Genomic DNA, 25,384 nt, shown 5'->3' on the forward strand with positions numbered 1-25,384 from the left:
CCATGGATGTGCCTTGCCCAGGTTCAGTGTCATCGTCCCCGCATACAAGGTTCAGGCGTACGTGAGCCAATGCCTGGAATCCGTCCTCGGACAGTCCCACCCGGACCTCGAACTGATCGCGGTGGACGACTGCTCGCCCGACGCCTGCGGCGCGCTCATCGACGAGTTCGCGGCCCGCGACGCCCGCGTACGCCCCGTCCATCTGCCGGAGAACGTGGGCCGTGGCCGCGCCCGCAACGCGGGCCTGAAGCACGCGAGGGGCGACTACCTGATCTTCCTGGACGGCGACGACACCCTCACTCCGGACGCTCTGCGCACGATCGCGGACCGTCTGAAGGAGACGTCCGAACCGGACGTCCTGGTCTACGACTTCGCGCGCACGGACTGGTCGGGCGAGACCGTCCGCAGCCAACTCGCCCAGCAGCTCACGGAGGAGGGCCCGGCCCCCTTCCGGCTGGACGACCGGCCGGGGCTGCTCTCGGCCCTGCCGGTGGCGTGGAACAAGGCGTACCGCCGGGAGTTCGTCGAGCGCACGGGCCTCACCTTCCCGCCCGGCCACTGCACGGACACGCCCTGGACGTATCCGGTGCTGATGTCCGCGAAGACGATCACCACCCTCGACCGGGTCTGCGTCCACCACCGCAGGCGCCGCCGGACCGGCGTCCTCACCACGAGCAGCGCCGGACACTTCGACATCTTCGAGCAGTACGACCGCCTCTTCGCGTACCTCGACTCGCACCCGGAGCTGGCCCGCTGGCGCCCGGTCCTGTTCCGCCGCATGGTCGACCATCTCTCCGCGGTGTTCGTCAGGCACGACCGGCTGCCGCGCGGCTCCCGCGCCGAATTCCTGCGCAACTCCCGTGCCCACTACCGCCGTTACCGCACACCGGGCGCCCAGGCCCGCGTCGGCGCCCGCGCGCGGCATGTCCTGGTCCGCTTCGGCACCCACCGCACGTACCGGCTGCTCTCGCTGGCTTCGAGCCTCAACAGGCGTTTCCTGAAGATCGGTTCAAAGGCACTCCGCGCGGCACACGGCACCGCCCTCCGCCTCCACTACCGCATCCAGCGCCGCCTCCCCCTGCGCGCCGACCGCGCCGTCTTCTCCAGTCACCGTGGCCGCGGACACGGCTGCAACCCGGGCGCCCTGGAATCCGCCTTCCGCGCCCTGGCGCCGCACATCCGCACCACGTGGATCGCGCGCCCCGAGCACCACCACACGATCCCGGCCGCGACGCGCAGGATCCGCCCCGGTTCGGCCGCGTACTGGACGGCGCTTGCACGCTCCAAGTACCTGGTGAACAACGTCGACTTCGACGACAGGCTGGTCAAGCGCCCCGGCCAGGTCATGATCCAGACGCAGCACGGCACCCCGCTCAAGTACATGGGCCTGGACCTCCAGGACCGTCCGGCGGCAGCCCGCGACACCGACTTCGCCGAGCTGCTGCGGGGCGCCGACAAGTGGGACTACTGCCTGTCCGCCAACCGCCACTCCACCCTGATCTGGGAGCGCGTGTTCCCGGCCTCGTACACGACGCTGGAGTACGGCCTCCCGCGCAACGACGTGTTCCAGCAGGCGACTTCGGCGGACGTGACCCGGCTGCGCGAGTCGCTCGGCATCCCCGAGGGCACGGTCGCCGTCCTGTACGCGCCGACGTACCGCGACTACCGCCGCACCCAGCGCCACACCCTCGACCTGGAGCGCGTCCTGCGCCAACTCGGCCCGCGCTTCGTGGTGTTGACCCGCGCCCATCACTCCTACGACGCCCCGCTCACCCAGGCTTCGGGCGGCCGGCTCATCGACGTCTCCGACCATCCGAGCATCGAAGCCCTGTGCCTCGCCTCGGACGCGCTGGTCACCGACTACTCGGCGCTGATGTTCGACTACGCGGGCCTCGACCGCCCGATCGTCGTCCACGCCGACGACTGGGAGGCGTACGAGGCCGCCCGCGGCACCTACTTCGACCTGCGCGGCTTCCCGCCGGGCGCGGTGGCCCGCAGCGAGGACGAGCTGATCGACATCTTCGCGACGGGACACTGGCGCGGTTCGCGTTCCACCCAGCTGCGGGCCGCGTTCCGTGAGCGCTTCTGCCCGTACGACGACGGGCGTGCCGCCGAGCGAGTCGTACGCCGGGTCGTGCTCGGGGAAGGCGAGACACCGGTCGTGCCACTGCCCGAACGGCATCCCGTCCCGTCGGCCGCCGCGGCCCACCCGCGCACGCCCCTGGCCACCGTGCCACGGCCCGCCGGGCCGGTGTCCGTCCCCGTGTCCGAGAACCTCTGAACCGGATCGCCGATGTCTTCCAGCAGGCCCACGCCCAGTCGCCCCGTCACCTGGAGACCGGCCGGACGCCCCGGCCGTGTGCACACCGACCGGGGCAGCCGACATCACTCGATGAGGTGACGTCCGGCTAGGTACTTGACGACTGCGGGGACGTATGACAAATGCCCCAAGCCGTCGCCCAGCCCCGCCCCGCCACCCGGTGAGCGCCGACGTCCTCCTGCGGCGGGCCGTACGGGGCGCCACCGCCCTGCGCGGGGGTGCCTCCTGGCGCCCGACCCCGTACCAGGTCTTCGGCGGTCTGTTCTGGCTGGTGATGTCGCTCGCGTACTGGCGCGTCCCGCTGTGCTGCGACGCCGGCCAGCACGCGGCGGTCGTCGAACGGCTCAGGGCGAGTCTCCTGCACCCCCGCCACCCGACGGCGGACCTGCCCGGGGCGGGCAGCCCGTACTACTCGCCGTACGCCCTCGCGCAGGGAGTCTTCGCCCGGCTGACGGGTCTGGGCGGCTGGGAGGTCGTACGGCTGGCCGGACCGCTGAACCTGCTGGTCCTGCTGACCGGCATCGCGCGCTTCGTGCGCGTCCTGGCGCCGCGCAGGCCCTGGGCGCCCGTGCTGGCGCTCATCGCGACGACCCTCCTGTGGGGTACCGAGAGCGCGTCGTGGAGCGGCTTCCTCGGGCTGCTGCCGATGACGGGGAACCTCGGCGATCCGTCGACGTTCGCCATCGGACTGACCTTCTGGGCCTGGGCGTTGACGGCTACGCGCGCGCGTGGGGGCAGCGGGGGCGGTGGCCGGGTCCGGTACGTCGGACCGAGCGGGCTGCGGAGCTTCTCCGGGTACGCGGGAGCCGGCGCCCTGTACGGGCTGATCCTGCTCGTGCACCCGGTCACGGCCCTCGCGGCGGTGCTCGGCGCGGTGGCCCTCGTCGCGGGATGGCAGCGCCGGTGGCGGGCCGCCGTCGTGGGCCGCTGGGCGCTGTCAGGGATGACGGCGCTGCTGGTGGCGTACTGCTGGCCGTACTTCGATGCCCGCGCGGCAAGCGGACACAGCGCCTCGGACGCGTGGTACGCGGGGATGCCGGGCCACTTCTGGCTGGCGCTGACCGGGGTGCCCGCGCTGTGGCTGCGGGCACGGCGGTCGGCACGGGATCCGCTCGTGCTGATGTTCGCGCTGGACTGCGCGGCGGTGGCGTACGGCTGGGTCGGCGGGCACCACGCGGTCGGCGGGATCCTGGGGCTGACGCTGGTGGCGCCGCAGTTCGCACTCGCGGTGGAGCTTGCGGCGCCGCGGCCCTGGCCGCTCTGGCGGCGCGGGCTCGGGGCGGTGGCGGCCACGGGGGCGTGCGTCGGCCTGCTGACCGCGCAGGCCGGGGCCCTCGTACCGCGTTCGCTGGACCCGGTCGGCTTCGCGCAGCCGCCGCGCTGGCCGACGTACGCCTGGGCGGCGCGGTACATCCGGCCCGGCGAGGCGGTCATCGCGGACGGGTACTACGCGGTCCGGCTGATCCCGGGCCACGGAGTGGACCTCGCCGCGCCCGCCCTGCCCGACCCCGCCCTCGACGAGGCGGAACGGCAACGGCGGCTCGCGGCGGTCCGCGCCTACCTCGCGCCGTCCTCGACCCGCGCCTCACGCACCGCCGTGGCGCACCGCTATCACGTGCGGTGGCTGCTGCTGACGCCCCGGCAGCGGGTGCCCGAGGAGGCGGTGGTGGTGGCGTGGAGCCGCGAGACGGGCGAGGTGCTGGCGCGGGTCGGGGACTACTCGATGACGAGATCGACCGGGATGTTGCCGCGGGTCGCGTTGGAGTAGGGGCAGACCTGGTGGGCCTGCTCGACCAGCTTGCGGCCGGTGGCCTCGTCCAGGGTCTCGGGCAGCTCGATGCGGAGCGTGACCTTCAGAGCGAAGCCCTCGCCCTGCTTGCCGATGCCGACCTCACCGGTCACGGCGGCCTCGGAGACGTCGACCTTCGCGATGCGGCCGACGACGGCGAGGGCGCTGGCGAAACAGGCGGCGTAACCGGCGGCGAAGAGCTGCTCGGGGTTGGTGCCCTGGCCGTTGCCGCCCATCTCCACCGGAATGCCGAGCTGGAGGTCGAGCTTGCCGTCGGAGCTGACGGCACGGCCGTCGCGGCCGTGGGTGGCGGTGGCAACGGCGGTGTAGAGCGCGTCCATGGGGACCATCCCTCTCAGGTCGATTCAATGTCTTGCCCGGGCGGCCGGTCCGGCCGCCTCACAGCACCAATTAGAGCACGCAATTCAATTGCGCACAACTGAATGGTGGGCAGCTTGCTATCCTGGACCCATGACCGCCACCCCGACGCCGACCCCGAGTCCGCCGTCCCCGAGACCCCAGGGCCCGGCCGACGGGGACTTCCTGCGTCTCGACAACCAGATCTGCTTCTCCCTGAACGCCGCGTCGCGCGCCTTCGGCGCCGTCTACCGCGTGCTCCTCAAGGACCTCGGGCTCACCTATCCCCAGTACCTGGTGATGCTGGTGCTGTGGGAACACGGCGAACTGCCCGTGAAGAAGCTCGGCGAGCACCTGCGGCTCGACTCCGGGACACTGTCGCCGCTGCTGAAGCGGCTGGAGGCGGCGGGTCTGGTACGACGTGAGCGCAGCGTCCGCGACGAGCGTTCCGTGCACGTCCACCTCACCGACGAGGGCGTCGCCCTGCGCGAGCGCGCACTGGTCGTGCCGCGCCGGATCGCCGCCGCGACGGGCGCGAGCCTGGAGGAGATCCATGAGCTGCGAACCCGCCTCGACCACCTGACGGCGGCCCTGGACTCGGCGGCCTTGGACTCGGCGGCACTGGAGGAGACCGCGGGTAGCCACGCGCTTTAGTCGGCCGCCCGGGCCATGACCGGATTCGCCGGCCGGCGCACGTACAGCCGCAGGGTCACGCCCTTGCGCGCGACCTCCTCGCGCGGCACGAACTCCTCCCCGACCACGGTCAGTTTGACCCGCTCGGTGGCGCTGCCCGGATACCAGGACGGCCGCAGCGCGAACGGCTCCGCGACCACCCACACCCGGTCGAGGCGGGCGAGCCGTCGCCGCAGCTCTCCCGGGTCCGTCTCCTGCCCGTACAAGGTCCCGGACACCGGCCCGGGCTTCCTGAGCGCGATGTCCCGCACCCCGCGGAAGCCCTTCGGATACGCCAGCGCCGAGCGCCGCACGATCGACGGCAGGAACAGCACGGGGTCCCCGGGCCGCAGTTCCCGCCCGGCGAGGGCGGAGACGACGGCGAGGTTGTCGGGGCGGCGATCGGGGGTGCGGTCCTGGCGGAGGACGGGGAGCTGCCAGACGAAGACGAGGGCGACGGCGAAGACGCCGGTGAGGGTGCCGGTGAGGGTGCTGACGGCCAGTCTCGGCGCCAGCTGCACCAGGCGTTCGGCTCCGGCCGCGGCCAGCAGCGGGGCCCCGGCGAGGGCGTACAGCACATAGCGCTCGTCGTACAGCGGCGAGAAGCGGGACACGGTCATCAGTACCGCGGGCGGGACGACCATCAGGGGCAGGGCGACCGCCCGGAGCGTGAGCTCGCCGCGCCGCTCGCCCTGCCGTGCCCCGCGCCGCTCGCCCTGCCACGCTCCCTGCCGCGCGGGCGGGAAACTCAGAGCCAGCGCGATGAGGGCAAGGTAGGGCACGTGGACCATCAACTCCGGTCCCGCGAACGCCCGCAGCAGATGGTCCACGCTGTCGAGCCCGGGCGCCGACAGCCACGCGACCTGCGCGGACTGCCCCTTGGAGACGACGGCGAGCGGCAGCAGCACCAGCACCGCGGCGCCGGCCGCCCGCGCCCACCCCCGCCACACCCGCCGCGGCACCCGCGTGAGCGCCAGGGTCACCGCGTGCGCGAGCAGCACCAGCACCGCGAACTCGTGCAGCAGGCAGGTGACGGCGACCGTCCCGCCGTACGCCCACCAGGCTCCCGTCCGCACCGCCCTCACCAGCAGCAGCGTCGCGCCCGCGACACCGGCCGCGACCAGCGCGTAGGACCGTCCCTCCTGCGCGAAGTGCCCGGCCATGGGCGTGACGGCGTACAGCAGACCCGCCCACAGGCCGACCCGCGGGCAGCCAAGGCGGACGCCGAGGGCGGCGACGAGGCCCGCGGTCGCGGCGGCCCCGCAGACCGAGGGGAGCCGGAGGGCGACCTCGCCGGGGTGCGGGGCGAGGACGACGTGCATGAGGAGGTAGTAGAGGCCGTGCACCGCGTCCACGCTGTGCAGCAGCTGCCAGATCTGCGGGACCGAGCGCCGCGCGACCTGGAAGGTGACGGCCTCGTCGCGCCACATACCGCCGCGGTCCAGGCCCCAGAGCCCGATCGCGAACATGACGGCCACGGGCACCAGCACGGCCACGACCTCGGTACGTCCGACCCCCGACCGCCTCACCCACGAGCTCACCATGAGCAAGATCTTGTGCGATTAAACAACCTTTGAGAGGTATTGACGGCGTATCAGCCCTTTTGACCCATCCATGCGGCTTACCATCCGGCCTTGATGAGCACCTTGATGAGCACCTCGCCGAAACACCGCCGCCCGCTCCTCCTCGCCGCCGGGTGGCTCGCCACCCGGGCGCTGATGCTGTGGCTGCTCGCCCACGACCACCTCCGCCTGCTCGGCCGGGGCGGGGTCTCACGCGAGGTCAGCAGCCTCTATTTCCGCTGGTACGGCGTGCTGTCCCACGGCAGCTTTCCGGCGGACGACCGGCTGTGGCAGTACCCGCCGGGCGCCGGTCCCGTACTGCTCGCGCCGGCACTGCTGCCGACCCTGACGTACTTCACGGCCTTCGTGGCGCTCACCCTCGCCACGGACGCCGTGATCATGATCGCCCTCACCTGCGCGGGAACCCGCCCCGGCCGCACGCTGGCCGGCGCGGCCCTGTGGATTGCGGCGCTCCCCCTCCTCCTGCACCTCCCACTCGTTCGCTACGACGTCCAGGTCACGGCGTTCGCCGTCATCTCCCTGTTGACGTTGTCGCGCTCCACGCGCGCGTGCGGTGCGTTCGCCGCGCTGGGCGCACTGGTGAAGGTCTGGCCCGCGCTGGTGCTCATCGGCACGCCGAAGGGCCGTACGACACGGCAGGCCTGGACGTCGGCGGTGGTCACGGCGGCCGCCATGCTCCTGCTGCTGGTCGCCGCATTCAGCAACCCCTTCGACTTCCTGCGTCAGCAGGGCGGCCGGGGCGTGCAGATCGAGTCACTCGGCGGCACGGTCCTCGGCTTCGCGCGCCACGCCGGGTGGCCGGGCACCGCCCGCTACCAGTACGGCGCGATGGAGTTCGTGGGGCCCTACGTCTCCGCCGTCGCGGCCGCCTCGCTCGCCCTCACCGTCGCCTCCTTCGGACTGCTGCTCCTGTGGCGGGTCCGCGCGCGGCACTGGACGGCGGCGACTCCGTACGACGCCGCCCTCGCCGCCGTACTGCTCTTCACCGTGACGAGCCGGGTGATCAGCCCTCAGTACATGGTGTGGCTGCTCGGCCTGTCCGCCGTGTGCCTGACCTCGCGGCACACCACCCAGCGCCCGGTGGCCGCACTGATCGTGGCGGCGACGGCGGTCAGCTCCGTCGTGTACCCCGCCATGTACGGGGAGGTCATCCACAGCACCTTGACGGGCTGCCTGCTGATGCTCGTACGCAACGGTCTGCTGGCGGCCGCCGCGGCACTGTCCTTCATGCGGCTGTGGCGGTCGGGCTCGGTCGTGCCCCAGGGGACCGCCTCGGACGTTTCCCACCGGATGCCGCTCCCCGTTCCCGCCGCCTCCCGGGCCAGGCACTGAAGGCGCCTGATTCACTGATACGCGACCGCAGGACACGGGCAGGACCACGGGTTCACAGCCCACCGAGCTCACCGGGCCCACCGAGCTCACTTCACGAGGGGACGGCCGCACATGACCTGGCTGATCACCGGCGGCGCCGGTTACATCGGGGCGCACGTCGTCCGCGCGATGCTCGACGCGGGCGAACAGGCCGTGGTCTACGACGACCTGTCCACGGGTATCGAGGAGCGGGTGCCCTCCGGTGTCCCGCTGGTGGTCGGCTCGACGCTGGACGCCGGACTGCTGGCCCGCACGCTCAGGGAGCACTCCGTCACCGGTGTCGTGCACCTGGCGGCGAAGAAGCAGGTCGGCGAGTCGGTGACCCTCCCCCTGCACTACTACCGGGAGAACGTCGAGGGCCTGCGGGTGCTGCTGGAGGCGGTGACCGCCGCGTCCGTCACCTCCTTCGTCTTCTCCTCCTCGGCGGCGGTGTACGGCATGCCGGATGTGGACCTGGTGACGGAGGAGACGCCGTGCGCGCCGATGAGCCCGTACGGCGAGACGAAACTGGCGGGCGAGTGGCTGGTCCGCGCGACGGGCCGCGCCACCGGCCTGTCCACCGCGTCCCTCCGTTACTTCAACGTGGCGGGCGCGGCGACGCCCGAACTCGCGGACGTCGGCGTCTTCAACCTGGTCCCCATGATCTTCGAGAAGCTCACCGAGGACGCGCCGCCGCGCATCTTCGGCGACGACTACCCCACCCCCGACGGCACCTGTGTCCGCGACTACATCCACGTGGTGGACCTCGCCGAGGCTCATGTGGCCACGGCCCGCGCCCTGGTGGCGTCGCCGGGCAAGGACCTGACCCTCAACATCGGCCGCGGGGAAGGCGTTTCGGTCCGCGAGATGATCGACCTCGTCAACACGGTCACCGGCTACGACCGCCCTGCGGTGACCACTCCCCGCCGTCCCGGCGACCCGGCCCGCGTGGTGGCCTCGGCCGACCGCATCGCCGTCGAACTGGGCTGGAAGGCGAAGTACGGCGTCCAGGACATGATCACGTCGGCGTGGGCGGGGTGGGTGCGGCTGCATCCGGGGGCGGCGCGGGACCAGTGGTCCAGGGGTACTTCGGCCCCGTCGCACGGCAGTTGACCCTGCCGGAGCCCGGTAGCACGCCAGCCGCGACAGCGGCCTGGCCCGCCCATGACATGAGTTGGTCAGCGGGAAATCGGAGCACGCATACTCGGACTCACTTTTTGTACCACCGCACCTTGAGGGACATGCTCATGACGGAGCGCGGGGAGACCCGGTCGGATTTGATGGCCGGGCAGCTGGGAATCTGGCACGCCCAACAGCTCGCCCCCGACGACCCTCGCTACAACATCGGCGAGTACTTCGAGTTCCGGGGCCCGTTGGATCCCACGGCGTTCGAGGAAGCACTGCGGAGGGCGCTGCGCGAGGTCGACGCGTTCCATCTGCGGTTCGGTGGTGACGGCGCGGACCTGTGGCAGGTCGTGGGGGACCGCGACGACTGGACACTGCGCCGGGTCGACGTCAGCGCCGAGGCCGACCCACGTGCGGCGGCGGAGGAGTGGATGCGGGCAGACATGGGCTGCCCCACGGATCTCCAGGAGGGCCCGCTGTTCACCACGGCGCTCCTCACAGCCGGGGACGACCACTATTTCTGCTACCAGCGGTGCCACCACATCGCCGTCGACGGGTTCAGCGGCTCGGTCATCCTGGCCCGCGTCGCACAGGTCTACGACGCGTTGACGGCCGGCGGCGATCCGGACGAGGGGCGGTTGGCGCCGGTTTCCGTCCTGTTCGAGGACGAAGCGGCCTACCGTGCGTCGGCGGACCGCGCCGCGGACGAGGCGTACTGGAGGGAGACGCTCGCGCAGCCGCCCGCGCCGCTCGATTTCGGGGGACGCGGCACCACGGGTGCCTGGTCGCGGGCAACGGTGCGTGCGACACACCAGATCGGTCCGGCCGGGACGGAGGCGCTGCGCGAGGCGGCCCGGCGGCTGAGGACGAGTCTGTCCGGCCTGGTCATCGCCGCCTCGGCGGTGTACGCGCACCGCGTCACGGGGGCGGAGGACTTTCTTGTGGGCATCCCTGTGCTCGGTCGCTCGGGGTCCCGGCGGCTCCGGATACCCGGCATGACCTCGAACGTCCTTCCCGTTCGCTGCCGCGTGCAGGCCGGGATGTTGCTGGGCGAGGTGGTGCGGGAGGTCACAGCGTCGGTGCGACGCGGGCTGCGGCACCAGCGGTACCGCTATGAGGACATGCTCCGCGACCTGAGGCTCGTCGAGCGGGGCGGCCTCGCCGACTTCCGCGTGAACGTGATGTCGTTCGACCACTCGACGACGTCCTTCGGCGGGTGTGCGGTCAGCGGCCGGAACCTGTCGAACGGGCCGGTGGAAGACGTGTCGCTCGCCGTGTACGACAGGCGAGGCGGTGACGGCATGGAGATCGTCGTCGACGCCGCCGCCGACCGGTACGACGCGCACGACGTCGGTGAGCACGCCGACAGGTTTCGGCGCGTGCTCGACTGGGCGGTCCGGTCCGGGGCCGACGCGACGGTGGGCGACGCCGAGTTGCTCGACGCCACCGAACGCGAGCACGTCCTGGCCCTGGGCAGCAGCCCGGCGCCGACGGTGTCCGGGGCGGCGCTGCCGGAGCTGTTCGAGGCGCAGGTTTTACGCGCTCCGGGAGCGACGGCCCTGACGCACGGCGCGGAGTCGCTGTCGTACGGAGAGCTGAACGCGCGGGCCAACCGGCTCGCGCGCCTGCTGCGGTCCCGGGGCGCAGGGCCGGACACGCGCGTGGCCGTGGTGCTGGAGCGTTCCACCGGGCTGGTGGTGGCGATCCTGGCGACGCTGAAGGTCGGCGCGGCCTACGTCCCGGTCGATCCCGGCTATCCGCAAGAGCGCATCGCCTCCTTGCTGGAGGACTCCACGCCCCTGCTGGCGGTGACCGATACCGCGTCCGCCGGTGCGATATCGGGCGGGGTGCCCGTCGTGGTGTCGGACGATCCGGGGACGGCAGAGCGGCTGGCGGGGCTGAGCGGGGCGAACCTCACGCCGGGCGTGGACGCGCGGCAGCCGGCCTACGTGATCTTCACGTCCGGTTCTACCGGGCGGCCGAAGGGGGTCGCCGTGGAGCACGGCAGCGTCGTGAGTCTGTTCGCGGCGACTCGTGAGCGCTTCGGGTTCGGCCCGGATGACGTGTGGACGCTGTTCCACTCGTTCGCCTTCGACTTCTCCGTGTGGGAGTTGTGGGGGGCGCTGCTGCACGGCGGCCGGCTCGTCGTCGTGCCGTTCTCGGTCTCGCGTTCGCCGGCGCAGTTCCTCGCGTTGCTGGTGCGTGAGCGGGTCACGGTGCTGAACCAGACCCCCTCCGCCTTCTACCAGCTGGTGCGCGCCGACGAACAGGCACCGCAGCTGTCCGCGCGACTGGCGCTGCGCACGGTGGTCCTCGGCGGCGAGGCACTGGACCATGCGCGTCTTGAGGGGTGGTTCGCACGGCACGGCACGCAGTCGCCCAGCCTGGTGAACATGTACGGGATCACCGAGACGACGGTCCACGCTAGCTGCCAGGAGCTGCCTGTGGAGTCCGGCTCGGCGCGGGCGTCGAGCGTCATCGGTCCGCCGTTGCCGGGTCTGGAGGCGTACGTGCTGGACACGCGGCTGCGTCCGGTGCCGGTGGGCGTGGCGGGCGACCTCCATCTGGCGGGTGCCCAGCTCGCGCGCGGTTACCTGGGGCGCCCCGACCTGACGGCGGAGCGGTTCGTCGCCTGTCCGTTCGGGGAACCGGGCAGGCGTATGTACCGGACCGGGGATGTCGTCCGGTGGGACCGTGAGGGGCGTCTTGAGTACCTCGGGCGCTCCGACTCGCAGGTCAAGGTGCGGGGTTTCCGTATCGAGCCGGGCGAGGTGGAGGCGCGGCTGGCCGCCCATCCCGGGGTCGGCGAGGCCGCCGTCGTGGTACGTGAGGACTCCCCCGGCGACCGGCGTCTCGTCGGCTACCTGACGTCGGCCGGCGGTCTCGACACCGGTGAGCTGCGGGCGTGGGTGGCGGCGGCGTTGCCCGCGCACATGGTGCCCGCCGCCTTCGTCGAGCTGCCCGCCCTCCCTCTCACGGTCAACGGAAAGCTCGACCGGGCGGCGCTGCCCGCTCCCGATTACGCGGCAGCCCGCGAGGACGCGCGCCGGGAGGCGTCCACGCCGGACGAGGAACTGCTGTGCACGGCGTTCGCGCAGGTTCTCGGCGTCGGCCGGGTGGGTGTCGACGACAACTTCTTCGAGCTGGGCGGCCATTCCCTGCTGGTGGTGCAGCTGGTGGAGGCCCTGCGCGCCCAGGGGATACGGCTGGACGTCCGCGCCGTGTTCTCGGCACCGACCGCGGCCGGCCTCGCCCTGGCGCTCGGCGTGCCGAGCGCCGAGCCAGAGGTACCGCCGAACCTGGTGACGCCCGGGACCGAGGCGATCACCCCGGACATGCTGCCGTTGGTCGAGCTGACCCAGGGGGAGATCGACCGGGTGCTGGCCACCGTCCCGGAGGGGGCGGCGGGCGTGCAGGACATCTATCCGCTGACCTCCCTCCAGGAGGGCATGCTCTTCCACCATGCCCTGGCGCAGGAGGGCGACCCGTACGTGATCTCCGGGCTGCTGGCCGTCGACTCACGGGAGAGGCTCGACGCGTTCCTCGACGGACTGCACAAGTCCGTCGAGCGTCACGACGTCCTACGGACCGCGGTGGTGTGGCGAGGACTTCCGCTGCCGGTCCAGGTGGTGCGGCGACGCGCGGAGCTGCCGGTCCGGTGGCTCGGGCCGGGCTCGGCCGCGGACCTGGTGAGTGCGGTCGACGCGCGCCGGTACCGGATGGATCTCGAAGCGGCACCGCTGCTGCGGGTCTCCACCATGTTCGACACCATGTTCGACGCGGAACACGGGCGCTGGCTCGTCTCGCTGCTGCTGCACCACCTGGTGGACGACAACACGTCGCTGCAGTTTCTGCTCGCCGAGATCGGCGCGCACATGGCGGGTACCGGCGGACGGCTGCCGGACCCCGTGCCGTACCGCACGGTGGTCGCCCGGTCGGTCCTCGACGCGCAGGAGGCGGAGCACGACCGCTTCTTCCGGCGGATGCTGGACGGGGTGACCGAGCCAACGGCGCCGTTCGGCGTTCTCGACGTGCAGGGGAACGGCCTCGGCGTCGACGAGGCACGGACATGGCTCGACACGGAACTGGCCGCGCGCGTACGGCGGACGGCGCGAGGAGCGGGGGTTTCACCGGCGACGCTGTTCCACGTCGCCTGGGGACGGGCGCTGGCACGCACCACCGGCCAGGACGACGCGGTGTTCGGAACGGTGCTGTTCGGGCGAGGCGGCGCGGACGCGCAGCGAGGGATCGGCGCCTTCGTCAACACGCTGCCGGTCCGTGTGGGGGCGGGCGCGCAGGACGTCGCTGTGTGCGTGCGCAGCACACACCGGCTCCTGGCCGAGCTCATGCGCCACGAACACGCCTCGCTGGCACGGGCGCAGCGCTGCGGTGCGGTGGACGCCGGCCTGCCGCTGTTCACGACGGTCCTCAACTACCGGCACGCCACGTCCGTCGTGCTGGAACCGGGGGTGACGGAGATAGTGCCGGGCATCACGCTCCTGGCGGGCGAGGAGCGGACGAACTACCCGGTTTTCCTGTCGGTCGACGACTCCGCGGACGGCTTCCTGCTCGTCGCCCAGGCGCTGCCGTCGATCGGCACCGACTGGGTGTGCACCGCGCTGGTCGAAGCCCTGCACCAAGTGGTTTCGGAGCTGGAGTCCACACCGGATTCGCCGATACCAGATCACGCCCTGCCACAGACCACGGCGCCCGCCCTCCCGTCCTTGCCCGCCCCACGTACCGGCCGGGTGGCCTCGGCAGGCTCGGAGGCGGTCCTGTCCAAGCTGTTCGCCGAGATACTCGACGTACCCTCCGTCGGTGCCGACGACGACTTCTTCGCGCTGGGCGGGCATTCGCTGCTCTCCCTGCGGCTGACCGGCCGGATACGAGCCGTGCTGGACGTCGAGCTTCCGGTGCGCGCACTGTTCGAGAACCCGACCGTCGCCGGGCTCGCCCGCCGACTCGACCTCGCTTCGGAACAGCCACCAAAAGACATTCGTCGCACAGGTCCTAGACGCTCACTGCCCGGGTGAGCTGGGGAAAGGTGACGCCGGTCAGTTCCTCGGAGGCCGTCCACAGGCGGACGGCGGACTCGGGGTCGCTGGCCGCGGCCGACCGGCCGACGAGGGCCGGGCCGCCGCGCATCTCGGCGAACCCGTCCGGTCCGACGTAGCTGGCGCCGGGCAGATCCTGGGTGGCGGCGTACAGCGTGGGCAGGGCGCCGGCCGCGTTGTCCTGGGCGATGAACCGGTTGCCCACCGCCATGAAGGCGCGCCGTGCGACGCTCGCGTCGTGACTCTGGAGGCTGGTGGCGGCCCAGCCGGGGTGTGCGGCGAGGGCCCGTACGGACGATCCCTCGGCGGCCAGCCGGCTCTGGAGCTCCAGGGTGAACAGCAGGTTGGCGAGCTTGGACTGGCTGTAGGCGGCCATGGGTGAGTACTCGCCGGTCAGATTCAGGTTGTCGAAGTGCATGTGAGTGCTGCGGGGGATCTTGTGGGCCCCGGACGCCACGGTGACCACGCGGTCGGTGACATACGGCAGCAGCAGGTTCGTCAGGGCGAAGTGCCCCAGATGGTTCGTCCCGAACTGCATCTCGAAGCCGTCCTTGGTGCTGGCCTCGGGGATGTTCATCACGCCGGCGTTGTTGATCAGCAGGTCCAGGTCTCCGTGCCACGACTCGGCGAACTCCCGCACGGAGGCGAGGTCCGCGAGGTCGAGGCGGCGCACCTCGACGGTGCCCCTGGCGCCCTGGACGGTACGGGCGGCTGCCTCGCCGCGCTTCGGGTCCCGTACGGCGAGCACGACGTGTGCGCCCGCCCGGGCCAGGGCGTCGACGGTGGCGATACCCAGCCCGCTGTTGGCGCCGGTCACGACGGCGGTACGGCCGGTCTGGTCGACGAGATCGCTTGCGTTCCACTTCTGCTTGGTAGCCATGCCGATGAATGTAGGCGTCGTCAACAATGCTGTCAATGCCAACAATGGTGTCGATGCCAACAAAGTTGATGCCGACAACAATGTAGCCAGCAGTCACATGGCCCTTACACTGAGGGCCATGCAGACTCGCCAGACACGCCGCTACCACCACGGAGACCTGCGCGCCGCGCTGCTGACCCGCGCCGAGGAGACGCTCAGGGAGAAGGGCCCGGGCGCCCTGTCCCTGCGCGAACTGGCCCGCGACCTGGGCGTCAGCCACGCCGCACCGAGCCGTCACTTCAAGGACAAGCAGGCGCTGCTGGACGCGCTGGCCCAGGTCGGTTTCGCGCGCATGGGCGAGGCGCTGGCCGCGTCACAGGCGACGGCGGACGAGACCTTCGCCGACCGCCTCGGCGCCCTGGCCCGCGCCTACGTCGGCTTCGCCACCGCCAACGCGGAACTCCTCGACCTGATGTTCTCGATCAAGCACGACCCGGAGGCCTCCGAGACCCTCGTCGAGGCCTCGCAGAACATGTCCGTCCTGGCCATTCGGCTCATCGAGGAGGGCCAGCGCCGCGGCGAGGTCCGCACCGGCCCCGTCGACACCGTCGCCGTTCCCCTCTTCACCACCCTCCACGGCTTCGCCAGCCTCGCCGTGAGCGGCACCCTCTCCACCGAGTCGACGGACTCGGACCTGGAGAACGTCATCGCCTACACCCTCAGAGGCTGCGCCCCGGACGCCCCCCAGCCGGACGAACACCCCCGTACGCTCCCTCAGTGACCACCGCCCGCGCCATCGGCGCGATCCTCGGTTCCGCAGTGGGCGACGCCCTCGGCGCCCCCTTCGAGTTCGGTCCCGAAGGCGCGTTCACGGAACGCTTCCCCACCCCCGGTCACGGCGGGGAGATGTGCGGAGGCGGTGGCTGGGACCCGGGCGAGGCCACCGACGACACGCAGATGGCGGTCCTGGTCGGCGAGTCGCTCATCGACCACGCCGGCCTCGAACTCCCGGACATCTTCAGCAGGTTCCGGCGATGGGCGGCAGCCGACCCCAAGGACATCGGCCTACAGACGGAGGCGGTCCTGACGAGCGGAGACGCCTGGGACCTGGCCGCCGCGATCCACTTCCAGATCAACCAACGAGCGGCGGGGAACGGCTCCTTGATGCGGGCGGCCACCTCCGCCGTGTACTTCGCCCCGCACGGCCGTACGGCCACCATGACCGCCGCCCGCCGCATCGCCGCCCTCACCCACGGCGACCGGGCGGCCTGGGAAGGCACCGCGATCCTCCACGAGTTGATCCGGGTCGCACTGGAGGGCCACGACCCCCTCACCGCGATCCCGGAAACCCTCACCGCCACCCACCCGGACCACCGGCTCCGCTATGCCACCGTCCTCGCCCCCGACTGGCATCCCGACCAGGCAACCGAGTTCAACGGCGCGGTGTGGCCCTGCCTCGGCTCCGCCGTGTGGGCCCTGCGGACGACAGGGTCGTACGAGGATGCCGTGCGCGCCGCGATCGACCTCGGCGGTGACACGGACACCGTCGCGGCGGTGACGGGCGCCCTGGCAGGAGCCGTACACGGGGCGGATGCCATTCCGGCCCGCTGGACCGAGCCCCTGCACGTACCTCTGCCGAGCTCCGGCGGACGGATACTACGGACGGCGGAACTCACCCTCCTGGCAGGCGAGTTGGCGTGCTGAAGCCCTGAGCGAACAGCGCCCCGCGCTCCCGTCCGCCGTCCCTAGCATCGGCGGTATGGGAGCAGACACGGCAGGTGGGACCGCGAGGGCGACGTACGACGAACACGCCGACTGGTACAACGAGTTCATGTCGGCCGCCGGGCCCGGTGAGTACATTCGGCGGGTGCACGGCGCACTTGAGGATCTGCTGGGACCCGGCGAGGGGACCTGCCTGGACGTCTGCTGCGGAACGGGTGCCCACGCGCCCGCGCTGGCCGGGCTGGGGTGGACGCCCGTGGGTGTGGACCTGTCGGGCGGTCAACTCCGGCACGCGGTGAGGCGGTTGCCCGTGGTCAGGGCGGACGCGACGGCGCTTCCGTTCGCGGACGCCTCCTTGCCCGCCGCCGCCTGCGTCCTGGCGCACACGGACGTACCCGACTACGCGGCTGTTCTGCGCGAGGTCGCGCGCGTCCTGCGACCCGGCGGCCGGTTCGCGCACCTGGGCGTGCACCCCTGCTACATCGGCGCGTTCGCCGACTGGAGCGAACGGCCGAGGGTCATCGTCGACGAACGGTACGAAGACCGCTCCCGCAGCTATGACGCGTGGAACCCGGCGGGGGTCCGCGCCCGGGTCGGCGCCTGGCACCTCCCGCTCGCGGACCTGCTCAATGCCACCACGGCGGCCGGCCTACGACTGGTACGCACCGTGGAGGCCGGTCCCGGCGGGATCCCGGACCTGTTCGGGTTCCTGGCCGTCAAGGCCTAGAGCGGCGGCACGGCAGGACTCCAACGCAGGCCCGGCGCCAACACCAAACCCGACACCGGTGCCCCCACCAAGCCCGACACCGGCGCCAACTCCGGAGCCGGCCCTCACAACGCCTTGAGCGCCGCCGCCGTGGCCCGGGCCAGGCTCGCCAGATAACCCTTGGGCAGCTTGGGGCTGCGTACCACCACCGCCCGCCAGTACAGCGGCCCGGACATCAGGTCGAGCGCGAGGTCGAGGCTGATTCCCTCGCGGACCTCTCCCCGCGCGGCCGCCGCCGCGACGATCCCGTCGGTGACGCCCTGCTGGCCCTCGCGCAGGGCCTTCTGCATGGCGTCGGCGATCTCGGGGTTGCGGGCCGCCTCGGCCTGGAGGTCGGGGATGATCTGGCCGGCCACGGGGTGGCGCAAGGCACGTGACGTGACCTCGTACAGCAGCCGCAGGTCGCCCTCCAGGGAGCCGGTGTCCGGCGCGGGCAGGCCCTGGACCGCGATGGCCGAGACCAGGTCGAGGACGAGGTGGAGTTTCGAGCGCCAGCGCCGGTACACCGCCGTCTTGCCGACACCCGCGCGACGGGCGATGCCCTCGATGGACATCCGGGCGTAGCCGACGGCCGCGAGCTCCTCGAAGACGGCGGCGCGGATGGCTTCGGTCACATCCTCCCGGAGGACGGCCGCGCCCGCGGGGGCCCGGCGGCGCGGGGCCTTCCCGGAAACAGGACCGCTCCCCGCCCCGGTCGCGGTCCCGGCCCGGGTCGCGGCGCCGGTCACGGTCCCGGTGGCATCGGCGTTCGTCGTCATGCGTTCCAGCATAGGGCGTGACGACGAAACGGTTGCGTTCCGACGTGGAATAGGCCTAGGCTCGCGATGCGACGATACGGTCCCGTTCCGACGTAAGAAGACGGCAAAGACGACGTAAGAGCCAGGTCAAGGACGAACCGGACCGCTTCGCCCCCCACCCCCCGAGCGAAAGCAGCGGATGTGAGCCAGGTCCTCGACACACCGCCCCCCGTGTCGGCCTCCCCCGCCGACAAGACAGCCGGCCGGCCCGCCGCGGAGAGCGCCGAGGCGCTCGCCGCCCGGTACGGCCTCACTGTCAGCGGCGCACGCCCCTCCCTGCCCGAGTACATCCGCCAGCTCTGGGCGCGGCGCCACTTCATCACCGCCTTCGCCACCGCCAGGCTCACCGCCCAGTACAGCCAGGCGAAGCTCGGCCAGATCTGGCAGGTGGCGACCCCGCTGCTGAACGCGGCGGTCTACTACTTCATCTTCGGCATCCTGATGGGCACCAGTAAGGGGATCCCCGACTACATCCCGTTCCTGGTCACCGGCGTCTTCGTGTGGACCTTCACGCAGAGCTCGATCATGGCGGGGACGCGGGCCATCTCCGGCAGCCTCGGGCTCGTACGCGCCCTGCACTTCCCGCGGGCCGCGCTGCCGGTGTCGTACTGCCTCCAGCAGCTCCAGCAGTTGCTGTTCTCGATGTGCGCGCTGGTCATGATCCTGCTCGCCTTCGGGGTGCCGGTCAGCATGTCCTGGCTGCTCGTCATCCCCGCGCTCACGCTCCAGTTCGTCTTCAACGCGGGCGTGGCGATGATCATGGCCCGGATGGGCGCGAAGTTCCCCGACATCTCCCAGCTCATGCCGTTCCTGCTGCGCACCTGGATGTACACCTCGGGCGTCATGTGGAGCATCGAGCACATGCTGAAGAACCAGGACCTGCCCGGCTGGGTCCTGGTGGCGCTGCAGTCCAACCCCGCCGCCGTGTACATCGACCTGATGCGGTTCTCGCTGATCGACAGCTTCCACGCCAGCCAGTTGCCGCCGCACGTGTGGGCGGTCGCGACGGGCTGGGCACTGCTCGCCGGCGTGGGCGGGTTCCTGTACTTCTGGAAGGCTGAGGAGACGTACGGCCGTGGCTGACATCATCACGAAGAGCAACCCCGAGACCACCGCCGTCGACACCCCCGTCGACACTCCCGGCGAGCTGATCCCCACGGTCATCGTCGACCAGGTCGACATCGTCTACCGCGTCAACGGCACCGGCGGCGGCCGCGGTTCCGCCACCGCCGCGCTCAACCGCATCCTGCACCGCGGCAAGACCGAGAAGGCCTCCGGTGTCCGCAAGGTGCACGCTGTGAAGAACGTCTCCTTCACGGCGTACCGCGGCGAGGCCATCGGCCTCATCGGCACCAACGGCTCGGGCAAGTCCACGCTGCTCAAGGCGTGCGCGGGTCTCCTCCCCGTGGAGAACGGCAGGATCTACACCGACGGCCAGCCCTCGCTCCTCGGCGTCAACGCGGCCCTGATGGGCGACCTGACCGGCGAGCGCAACGTCTACCTCGGCGGCCTCGCGATGGGCATGTCCAGGGAGCAGGTGCGCGAGCGCTACCAGGAGATCGTCGACTTCTCGGGCATCAACGAAAAGGGCGACTTCATCACGCTGCCGATGCGGACGTACTCCTCCGGCATGTCGGCCCGTCTGCGGTTCTCCATCGCCGCCGCCAAGGACCACGACGTCCTGATGATCGACGAGGCCCTCGCGACCGGCGACCGCTCCTTCCAGAAGCGCTCCGAGGCCCGTATCCGCGAGCTGCGCAAGACCGCGGGCACCGTCTTCCTGGTCAGCCACAACAACAAGTCGATCCGGGACACCTGCGACCGGGTGCTGTGGCTGGAGCGCGGCGAGCTGCGCCTGGACGGCCCGACGGAGGAAGTCCTCAAGGAGTACGAGAAGTTCACGGGGAAGTAGAACCCGGCACCGACAGAAGGGGGGCGCCCCCCAGCCGTGATGGCTGGGGGGCGCCCCCTTCGGCGTACCGCCTGAAAGCAGAAGGCGTACGTCGGCTACGAATGCGTGCGCAGCAGCGTCCGCATCGTCCGCATGGCCACCGACAGATTCGCCAGGTCGAACGCGTCCGAGCTGCGGATCTCCTCCAGGGTCGTGCGGGCGCGGCCGAGGATCGCCGCGTTCTTCTCCTCCCAGGCCTTGAAGCGCTGCTCGGGAGTGGAGGTGCCGTTGCCGACGGAGAGGACGTCGGCGACGAGCGCCGCGTGGGCCGCGTACAGGTCCTCGCGGATGGAGGCGCGGGCCATGGACTGCCAGCGGTCGGCGCGCGGGAGCTCGATGATCCGGTCCATGAGCTGGGTGATGCCGAGGCGGTCGCCGAGGTCGTAGTAGACCTCGGCGACGGCCATCGGGTCCTTGCTGGTGCGGTCGGCCACCGCGACGATGTCCAGCGTCGGGAAGGCGGAGGAGAACCCGGCCACGCGGGTGGCGAGTTCGTCCGGGACGCCGGCGCCCGTCAGCTCGTCGTGGATCCGCTGGTACCACTCCGAGTCCGCGCCACGCAGCAGCTTGGGCAGCTGGGACCAGACCTGCTCGACCCCGTCACTGAAGAAGCTGATCGTCTCGGCGAGCTGGAGCGGCTGGGGCCGGTTGTTGAGCAGCCAGCGCGTGCCGCGCTCGACGAGACGGCGGGAGTGGAGGCGGATCCGGGTCTGGACGTCGGCGGCGACGACATTGTCGAGCGCCTCCACCGCGTCCCACACCTGGCTCGACTCGAAGATCGCGCGGGCCGCGGTCTGCGCCCGGACGATCTCCTCGAGGGAGGCGCCCGTCTCCTCGCGCAGGCGGTGCAGGAAGCTCGTACCGCCCGTGTTGACCGTGTCGTTGACCAGGACGGTCGTCACGATCTCGCGACGCAGCGCGTGCCCGTCGATCTGCTCGCGGAACTTCTCGCGCAACGCGGTCGGGAAGTACGCGTGCAACAGGCGCTGGAGGTAGGGGTCGTCGGGCAGCGAGGTGGCGAGCAGCGCGTCGGAGACCGTGATCTTCGTGTACGCGAGGAGGACGGCCGTCTCCGGACCGGTCAGTCCCTGCCCGGCGGCCAGCCGCTCGCGGATCTGCCGGTCGGTGGGCAGGAACTCCAGGGCCCGGTCGAGGTGGCCCTCCCTGACCAGGTGGCGCAGGAAGCGCTGCTGGGCGTGGAGCATGTCCGGCGACTGGGCCAGCGCGTTGGCGATCGCCACGTTCTGTGCGTAGTTGTTGCGCAGGACCAGGTCGCCGACCTCGTCGGTCATCTGGGCGAGCAGCTTGTTGCGCTGTTTGACGGTCAGATCGCCGTTCGTCACCACCGCGTTGAGCAGGATCTTGATGTTCACCTCGTGGTCGGAGGTGTCCACGCCCGCGCTGTTGTCGATGGCATCGGTGTTGATCTTGCCGCCGTGCTGCGCGAACTCGATCCGGCCGAGCTGGGTGAGCCCCAGGTTGCCGCCCTCGCCGACGACCTTGACCCGCAGGTCGGCGCCGTCGACCCGGATGGCGTCGTTGGCCTTGTCGCCGACGTCCGCGTGCGTCTCGGTGGACGCCTTCACATACGTACCGATGCCGCCGTTCCACAGCAGGTCGACCTGCGACTTGAGGATCGCCTTCATCAGGTCGGCCGGCGTCATCTTGGCGACGCCGGACTCGATGCCGAGGGCCTCGCGGATGTGCGCGTTGACCGGGATGGCCTTGGCGGTACGCGGGAAGATGCCGCCGCCGGACGAGATCAGCTCGCTGTTGTAGTCGGCCCACGAGGAGCGCGGCAGCTCGAAGAGCCGGCGGCGCTCGGCGTACGACGTCTCGGCGTCCGGCGTCGGGTCGATGAAGATGTGCCGGTGGTCGAAGGCCGCCACCAGCCGGATGTGCTCGCTGAGCAGCATGCCGTTGCCGAAGACGTCACCGGACATGTCACCGACGCCGACCACCGTGAAGTCCTCGGTCTGGGTGTTCACGCCCAGCTCCCGGAAGTGCCGCTTCACGGACTCCCAGGCACCGCGCGCGGTGATGCCCATCTTCTTGTGGTCGTAACCGGCTGAGCCGCCGGACGCGAAGGCGTCGCCGAGCCAGAAGTTGTAGCTCTCCGCGACCCCGTTGGCGATGTCGGAGAAGGTCGCGGTGCCCTTGTCGGCGGCGACGACGAGGTAGGTGTCGTCCTCGTCGTGCCGTACGACGTCCGCGGGCGGGACGACCTCACCTGCCACCAGGTTGTCGGTGATGTCGAGCAGCGCGGAGATGAAGGTCTTGTAGCTCGTGATCCCCTCGGCGAGCCACGCGTCGCGGTCCACGGACGGGTCGGGCAGCTGCTTGGCGACGAATCCACCCTTGGCGCCGACGGGCACGATGACGGTGTTCTTCACCATCTGCGCCTTCACCAGACCGAGGATCTCTGTCCGGAAGTCCTCCTTCCGGTCGGACCAGCGCAGACCACCACGCGCCACCTTGCCGAACCGCAGGTGGACGCCCTCGACGCGCGGCGAGTACACCCAGATCTCGTACGCCGGACGCGGCGCCGGAAGGTCCGGGATGGCCTGCGGGTCGAACTTCATGGAGACGTACTCATGGGGCTTCGCGCCCAGCGCCTCCTGGAAGAAGTTCGTGCGCAGGGTCGCCTTGATGACGGTGAGGAAGGAACGCAGGATGCGGTCCTCGTCCAGGCTGGCCACCTGGTCGAGCGCGGCGTCCAGCTCCTCCATCAGCGCGTCGGTCAGCTCGACACCGGCGCGCTGGCGGTCCGGCGACATCCGCGCCTCGAAGAGCGAGACCAGCAGCCGGGTGGTGTGGACGTTGTTGCGGAGGGTGTCCTCCATGTAGTCCTGGCTGAAGGTCGAGCCCGCCTGGCGCAGGTACTTGGCGTACGCGCGCAGCACCATCGCCTGGCGCCAGTTGAGGCCGGCGCTCAGCACCAGCGCGTTGAAGCCGTCGTTCTCGGCCGCGCCGGTCCAGGTGGCGGCGAAGGCCTGCTGGAAGCGCTCGCGGCCGTCGTCGCCGAGGGAATCGCCGTTGCCGTTCAGGGACTTGGGCAGGCGCAGCCCGAAGTCGTAGATCCAGGCGGTCGTACGGTCCGAGCAGCGCAGCTCGTACGGACGTTCGTCGGTGACCTCGACGCCCATGCGGTTGATCGCGGGCAGCACCGCGGAGAGCGAGACCTGCTCGCCGGTGCGGTAGATCTTGAAGCGGCGCTCGCCGGGTCCCGCGCCGACCGGCTCGTACAGGCTGAGCGCGAAGTCCTTGTTGTCGTCCTTGGTCAGCCGTTCGAGGTGGACCAGGTCGGCGACGGCGGCGCGCGGGTTGTGGTCGGCCTTGTATCCCTCGGGGAAGGCACCCCCGTACCGGCGCACCAGCTCGGCGGCGCGCTCCTCGCCCAGCTCGGCGGTCAGCGCCTCCCCGAAGCCGTCGGCCCACGAGCGGGCGGCCTCGACGAGCCGCGCCTCGATGCGCTCCTTGTCGGCGTCGGAGAGCTGCGGCAGCTCGGTGCCCGGCTCGACCCGGACCACGAAGTGCAGCCGGGACAGGATCGACTCGGTGTTCCAGGCCGTGAAGTCGACGCTGGTGCCGTTCAGTTCTTCCTTGAGGATGTCGATGATCCGCAGGCGTACGCCGGTGGTGTAGCGGTCGCGCGGGAGGTAGACGAGCGCGGAGTAGTAGCGCCCGTACTCGTCCTGGCGCAGGTACAGCCGCAGCCGGCGCCGCTCCTGGAGGTACAGGACGGAGGTGACGATGGACCGCAGTTCGTCCACCGGGGTCTGGAACAGCTCGTCGCGCGGGTACGTCTCCAGGATCTGGAGCAGGTCGCGCCCGTCATGGCTGTTGGGCGAGAACCCGGCGCCGCGCAGGACTTCCTCGACCTTGCGGCGCACCACGGGAACCCGCCGTACGGACTCGGTGTAGGCGGCCGAGGAGAACAGCCCGAGGAAGCGCCGCTCGCCGATCACATTGCCGTCGGCGTCGAACTTCTTCACACCGACGTAGTCGAGATACGACGGCCGGTGCACGGTGGAACGGCTGTTGGCCTTGGTCAGCACCAGCAGCTTGTGCTCGCGGGCCTTGGCGCGGGCGTCCGCGGGCAGCCGCTCGAAGGACGGGCTGACCGGGTGGCTGTCCTCGCCGGCGTGGTGCGGGTCGGAGCGCAGGATGCCGAGACCGGTACCGGCCACGGCGGCGAGCGAGTCGTCGTCCCGCAGCTCGTACTCCCGGTATCCCAGGAAGGTGAAGTGGTCGTCCGCGAGCCAGCGCAGCAGCCCCCGGGCCTCCTCGACCTCCTGGTCACGCAGGTCGTCCGCGGTCGGCTCCTTGGGCAGCTCCTCCGCGATGCGCAGCGCGGCGTCGCGCATCTTCTCCCAGTCCTCGACGGTCTCGCGGACATCGGAGAGCACGCGCAGCAGATCGGCGGTGATCTGCTTCAGATCCGCGCGGTCGGTCTCGCGGTCGACCTCGACATGGATCCAGGACTCGACGGCGGCGTCGTGCGGGAGGTCGCCGGTGGGCCGGGTCGTCAGGACCTCGATGAGCCTGCCGGTGAGGTCACGCCGTACGACGACCTGCGGGTGGATGACGAGGTGGATGCCGCGCCCCTGGCGCGAGAGCTCGTTGGTGACCGAGTCGACGAGGAAGGGCATGTCATCGGTCACGACCTCGACGACGGAGTGGCTGGAGGTCCAGCCGTTCTCCTCGACGGTCGGGGTGTGGACCCGGACGCTGGCCGTGCCCTGGGGGCGGTTCTCGGCCAGTCGGTAGTGCGAGAAGGCGGCTCCGAAGACATCGACCGGGTCACGGTCGGTCAGGTCCTCCGCTGCGGTGTGCAGGTAGTAGCGCTGGAGGAACGCGAGCACGGTGTCCCGGTCGGGGGTGCCCTCGTCCGTCGTCCCAGTCGGTAGGTGCGCCCCGACCGGGCTGTTCTCAGCTACCCGGGCGGCCCGTTCGAGCAGCTCGGCCTTGGCTTCGTCCAGCTTGGTCTGCATTGTCCTCTGGCTCCTGTCGCGCGCCATTGCGTGACGTAGAAGGAA

The 25,384-nt window shown here is 71.1% G+C and carries 16 protein-coding genes; 11 read left to right on the forward strand and 5 right to left on the reverse strand.

The features are described 5' to 3' along the window. Positions 1-13: 13 nt before the first annotated feature. Together ACIPC1_RS32420 and ACIPC1_RS32425 are read left to right on the forward strand one after the other, a co-directional pair. Entirely contained in the window at positions 14-2,281 is a 2,268-nt protein-coding gene (locus ACIPC1_RS32420; RefSeq protein WP_402523439.1) for a CDP-glycerol glycerophosphotransferase family protein, read from the forward strand. A gap of 199 nt (positions 2,282-2,480) precedes the next feature. Next, positions 2,481-4,088 carry a hypothetical protein gene (locus ACIPC1_RS32425; RefSeq protein WP_402523441.1) on the forward strand — a complete coding sequence of 536 codons (1,608 nt, stop codon included), beginning with the start codon at positions 2,481-2,483 and terminating at the stop codon, positions 4,086-4,088. Here the strand turns inward: ACIPC1_RS32425 and ACIPC1_RS32430 are convergent. Beyond that, positions 4,037-4,450, reverse strand: a complete 414-nt coding sequence (locus ACIPC1_RS32430) for an organic hydroperoxide resistance protein (protein ID WP_402523444.1) — start codon at positions 4,448-4,450, stop codon at positions 4,037-4,039. The two genes, ACIPC1_RS32425 and ACIPC1_RS32430, sit on opposite strands and share 52 nt — an antisense overlap. 130 nt (positions 4,451-4,580) lie before the next feature. Between ACIPC1_RS32430 and ACIPC1_RS32435 the strand changes: the two genes are divergently transcribed. Next, a complete protein-coding gene (locus ACIPC1_RS32435) occupies positions 4,581-5,120 on the forward strand; it encodes a MarR family winged helix-turn-helix transcriptional regulator (RefSeq protein ID WP_402523446.1) in 540 nt (179 codons plus the stop codon). Here ACIPC1_RS32435 and ACIPC1_RS32440 read toward each other — a convergent pair. Beyond that, the gene (locus tag ACIPC1_RS32440; protein ID WP_402523448.1) at positions 5,117-6,682 is read right to left on the reverse strand and encodes a hypothetical protein; all 1,566 of its coding nucleotides are present in this window, start codon (positions 6,680-6,682) and stop codon (positions 5,117-5,119) included. The genes ACIPC1_RS32435 and ACIPC1_RS32440 overlap by 4 nt on opposite strands. Positions 6,683-6,775: 93 nt before the next feature. On the opposite strand from ACIPC1_RS32440, the gene ACIPC1_RS32445 reads away from it, so the two are divergent. The 3 genes from ACIPC1_RS32445 (at position 6,776) to ACIPC1_RS32455 (ending at position 14,229) form a co-directional block, all read left to right on the forward strand. Continuing rightward, complete coding sequence (locus ACIPC1_RS32445; RefSeq protein WP_402523450.1) at positions 6,776-8,053, forward strand: glycosyltransferase 87 family protein; 1,278 nt, start codon at positions 6,776-6,778, stop codon at positions 8,051-8,053. 111 nt (positions 8,054-8,164) lie between these two features. Continuing rightward, positions 8,165-9,184, forward strand: coding sequence for a UDP-glucose 4-epimerase GalE (gene galE / locus ACIPC1_RS32450; RefSeq protein WP_402523452.1), 1,020 nt, complete (start codon positions 8,165-8,167; stop codon positions 9,182-9,184). A 134-nt stretch (positions 9,185-9,318) separates the two neighbouring features. Beyond that, a complete protein-coding gene (locus tag ACIPC1_RS32455; RefSeq protein WP_402523455.1) occupies positions 9,319-14,229 on the forward strand; it encodes an amino acid adenylation domain-containing protein in 4,911 nt (1,636 codons plus the stop codon). Here the strand turns inward: ACIPC1_RS32455 and ACIPC1_RS32460 are convergent. After that, the gene (locus ACIPC1_RS32460) at positions 14,207-15,130 is read right to left on the reverse strand and encodes an oxidoreductase (RefSeq protein WP_402523457.1); all 924 of its coding nucleotides are present in this window, start codon (positions 15,128-15,130) and stop codon (positions 14,207-14,209) included. The two genes, ACIPC1_RS32455 and ACIPC1_RS32460, sit on opposite strands and share 23 nt — an antisense overlap. 118 nt (positions 15,131-15,248) lie before the next feature. On the opposite strand from ACIPC1_RS32460, the gene ACIPC1_RS32465 reads away from it, so the two are divergent. From ACIPC1_RS32465 to ACIPC1_RS32475, 3 genes are read left to right on the forward strand one after another with little or no spacing between them, the layout of a single operon-like run. Then, positions 15,249-15,890, forward strand: coding sequence for a TetR/AcrR family transcriptional regulator (locus ACIPC1_RS32465; protein ID WP_402523460.1), 642 nt, complete (start codon positions 15,249-15,251; stop codon positions 15,888-15,890). After that, positions 15,887-16,813: an ADP-ribosylglycohydrolase family protein gene (locus tag ACIPC1_RS32470; protein ID WP_402523463.1), complete on the forward strand. Its 927-nt coding sequence runs from the start codon at positions 15,887-15,889 to the stop codon at positions 16,811-16,813. The genes ACIPC1_RS32465 and ACIPC1_RS32470 overlap by 4 nt, the downstream gene beginning before the upstream one ends. A gap of 55 nt (positions 16,814-16,868) precedes the next feature. Beyond that, on the forward strand, positions 16,869-17,558 hold the full coding sequence (locus tag ACIPC1_RS32475) for a class I SAM-dependent methyltransferase (RefSeq protein WP_402523465.1): 690 nt from the start codon (positions 16,869-16,871) through the stop codon (positions 17,556-17,558). A gap of 104 nt (positions 17,559-17,662) precedes the next feature. Here ACIPC1_RS32475 and ACIPC1_RS32480 read toward each other — a convergent pair whose 3' ends face one another. Continuing rightward, positions 17,663-18,367, reverse strand: a complete 705-nt coding sequence (locus ACIPC1_RS32480) for a TetR/AcrR family transcriptional regulator (RefSeq protein ID WP_402523467.1) — start codon at positions 18,365-18,367, stop codon at positions 17,663-17,665. Positions 18,368-18,535: 168 nt separating this feature from the next. Here ACIPC1_RS32480 and ACIPC1_RS32485 point away from each other — a divergent pair, with 168 nt between their 5' ends. Next, on the forward strand, positions 18,536-19,477 hold the full coding sequence (locus ACIPC1_RS32485) for an ABC transporter permease (protein ID WP_402523469.1): 942 nt from the start codon (positions 18,536-18,538) through the stop codon (positions 19,475-19,477). Between the two features lies 1 nt (position 19,478). Beyond that, positions 19,479-20,306, forward strand: coding sequence for an ABC transporter ATP-binding protein (locus ACIPC1_RS32490; protein ID WP_402523555.1), 828 nt, complete (start codon positions 19,479-19,481; stop codon positions 20,304-20,306). Positions 20,307-20,401: 95 nt separating this feature from the next. Here ACIPC1_RS32490 and ACIPC1_RS32495 read toward each other — a convergent pair whose 3' ends face one another. Then, positions 20,402-25,339: an NAD-glutamate dehydrogenase gene (locus tag ACIPC1_RS32495; protein WP_402523471.1), complete on the reverse strand. Its 4,938-nt coding sequence runs from the start codon at positions 25,337-25,339 to the stop codon at positions 20,402-20,404. Positions 25,340-25,384 lie beyond the last annotated feature (45 nt).

This window comes from Streptomyces sp. NPDC087263 (assembly GCF_044744645.1).
Classification (GTDB): domain Bacteria; phylum Actinomycetota; class Actinomycetes; order Streptomycetales; family Streptomycetaceae; genus Streptomyces.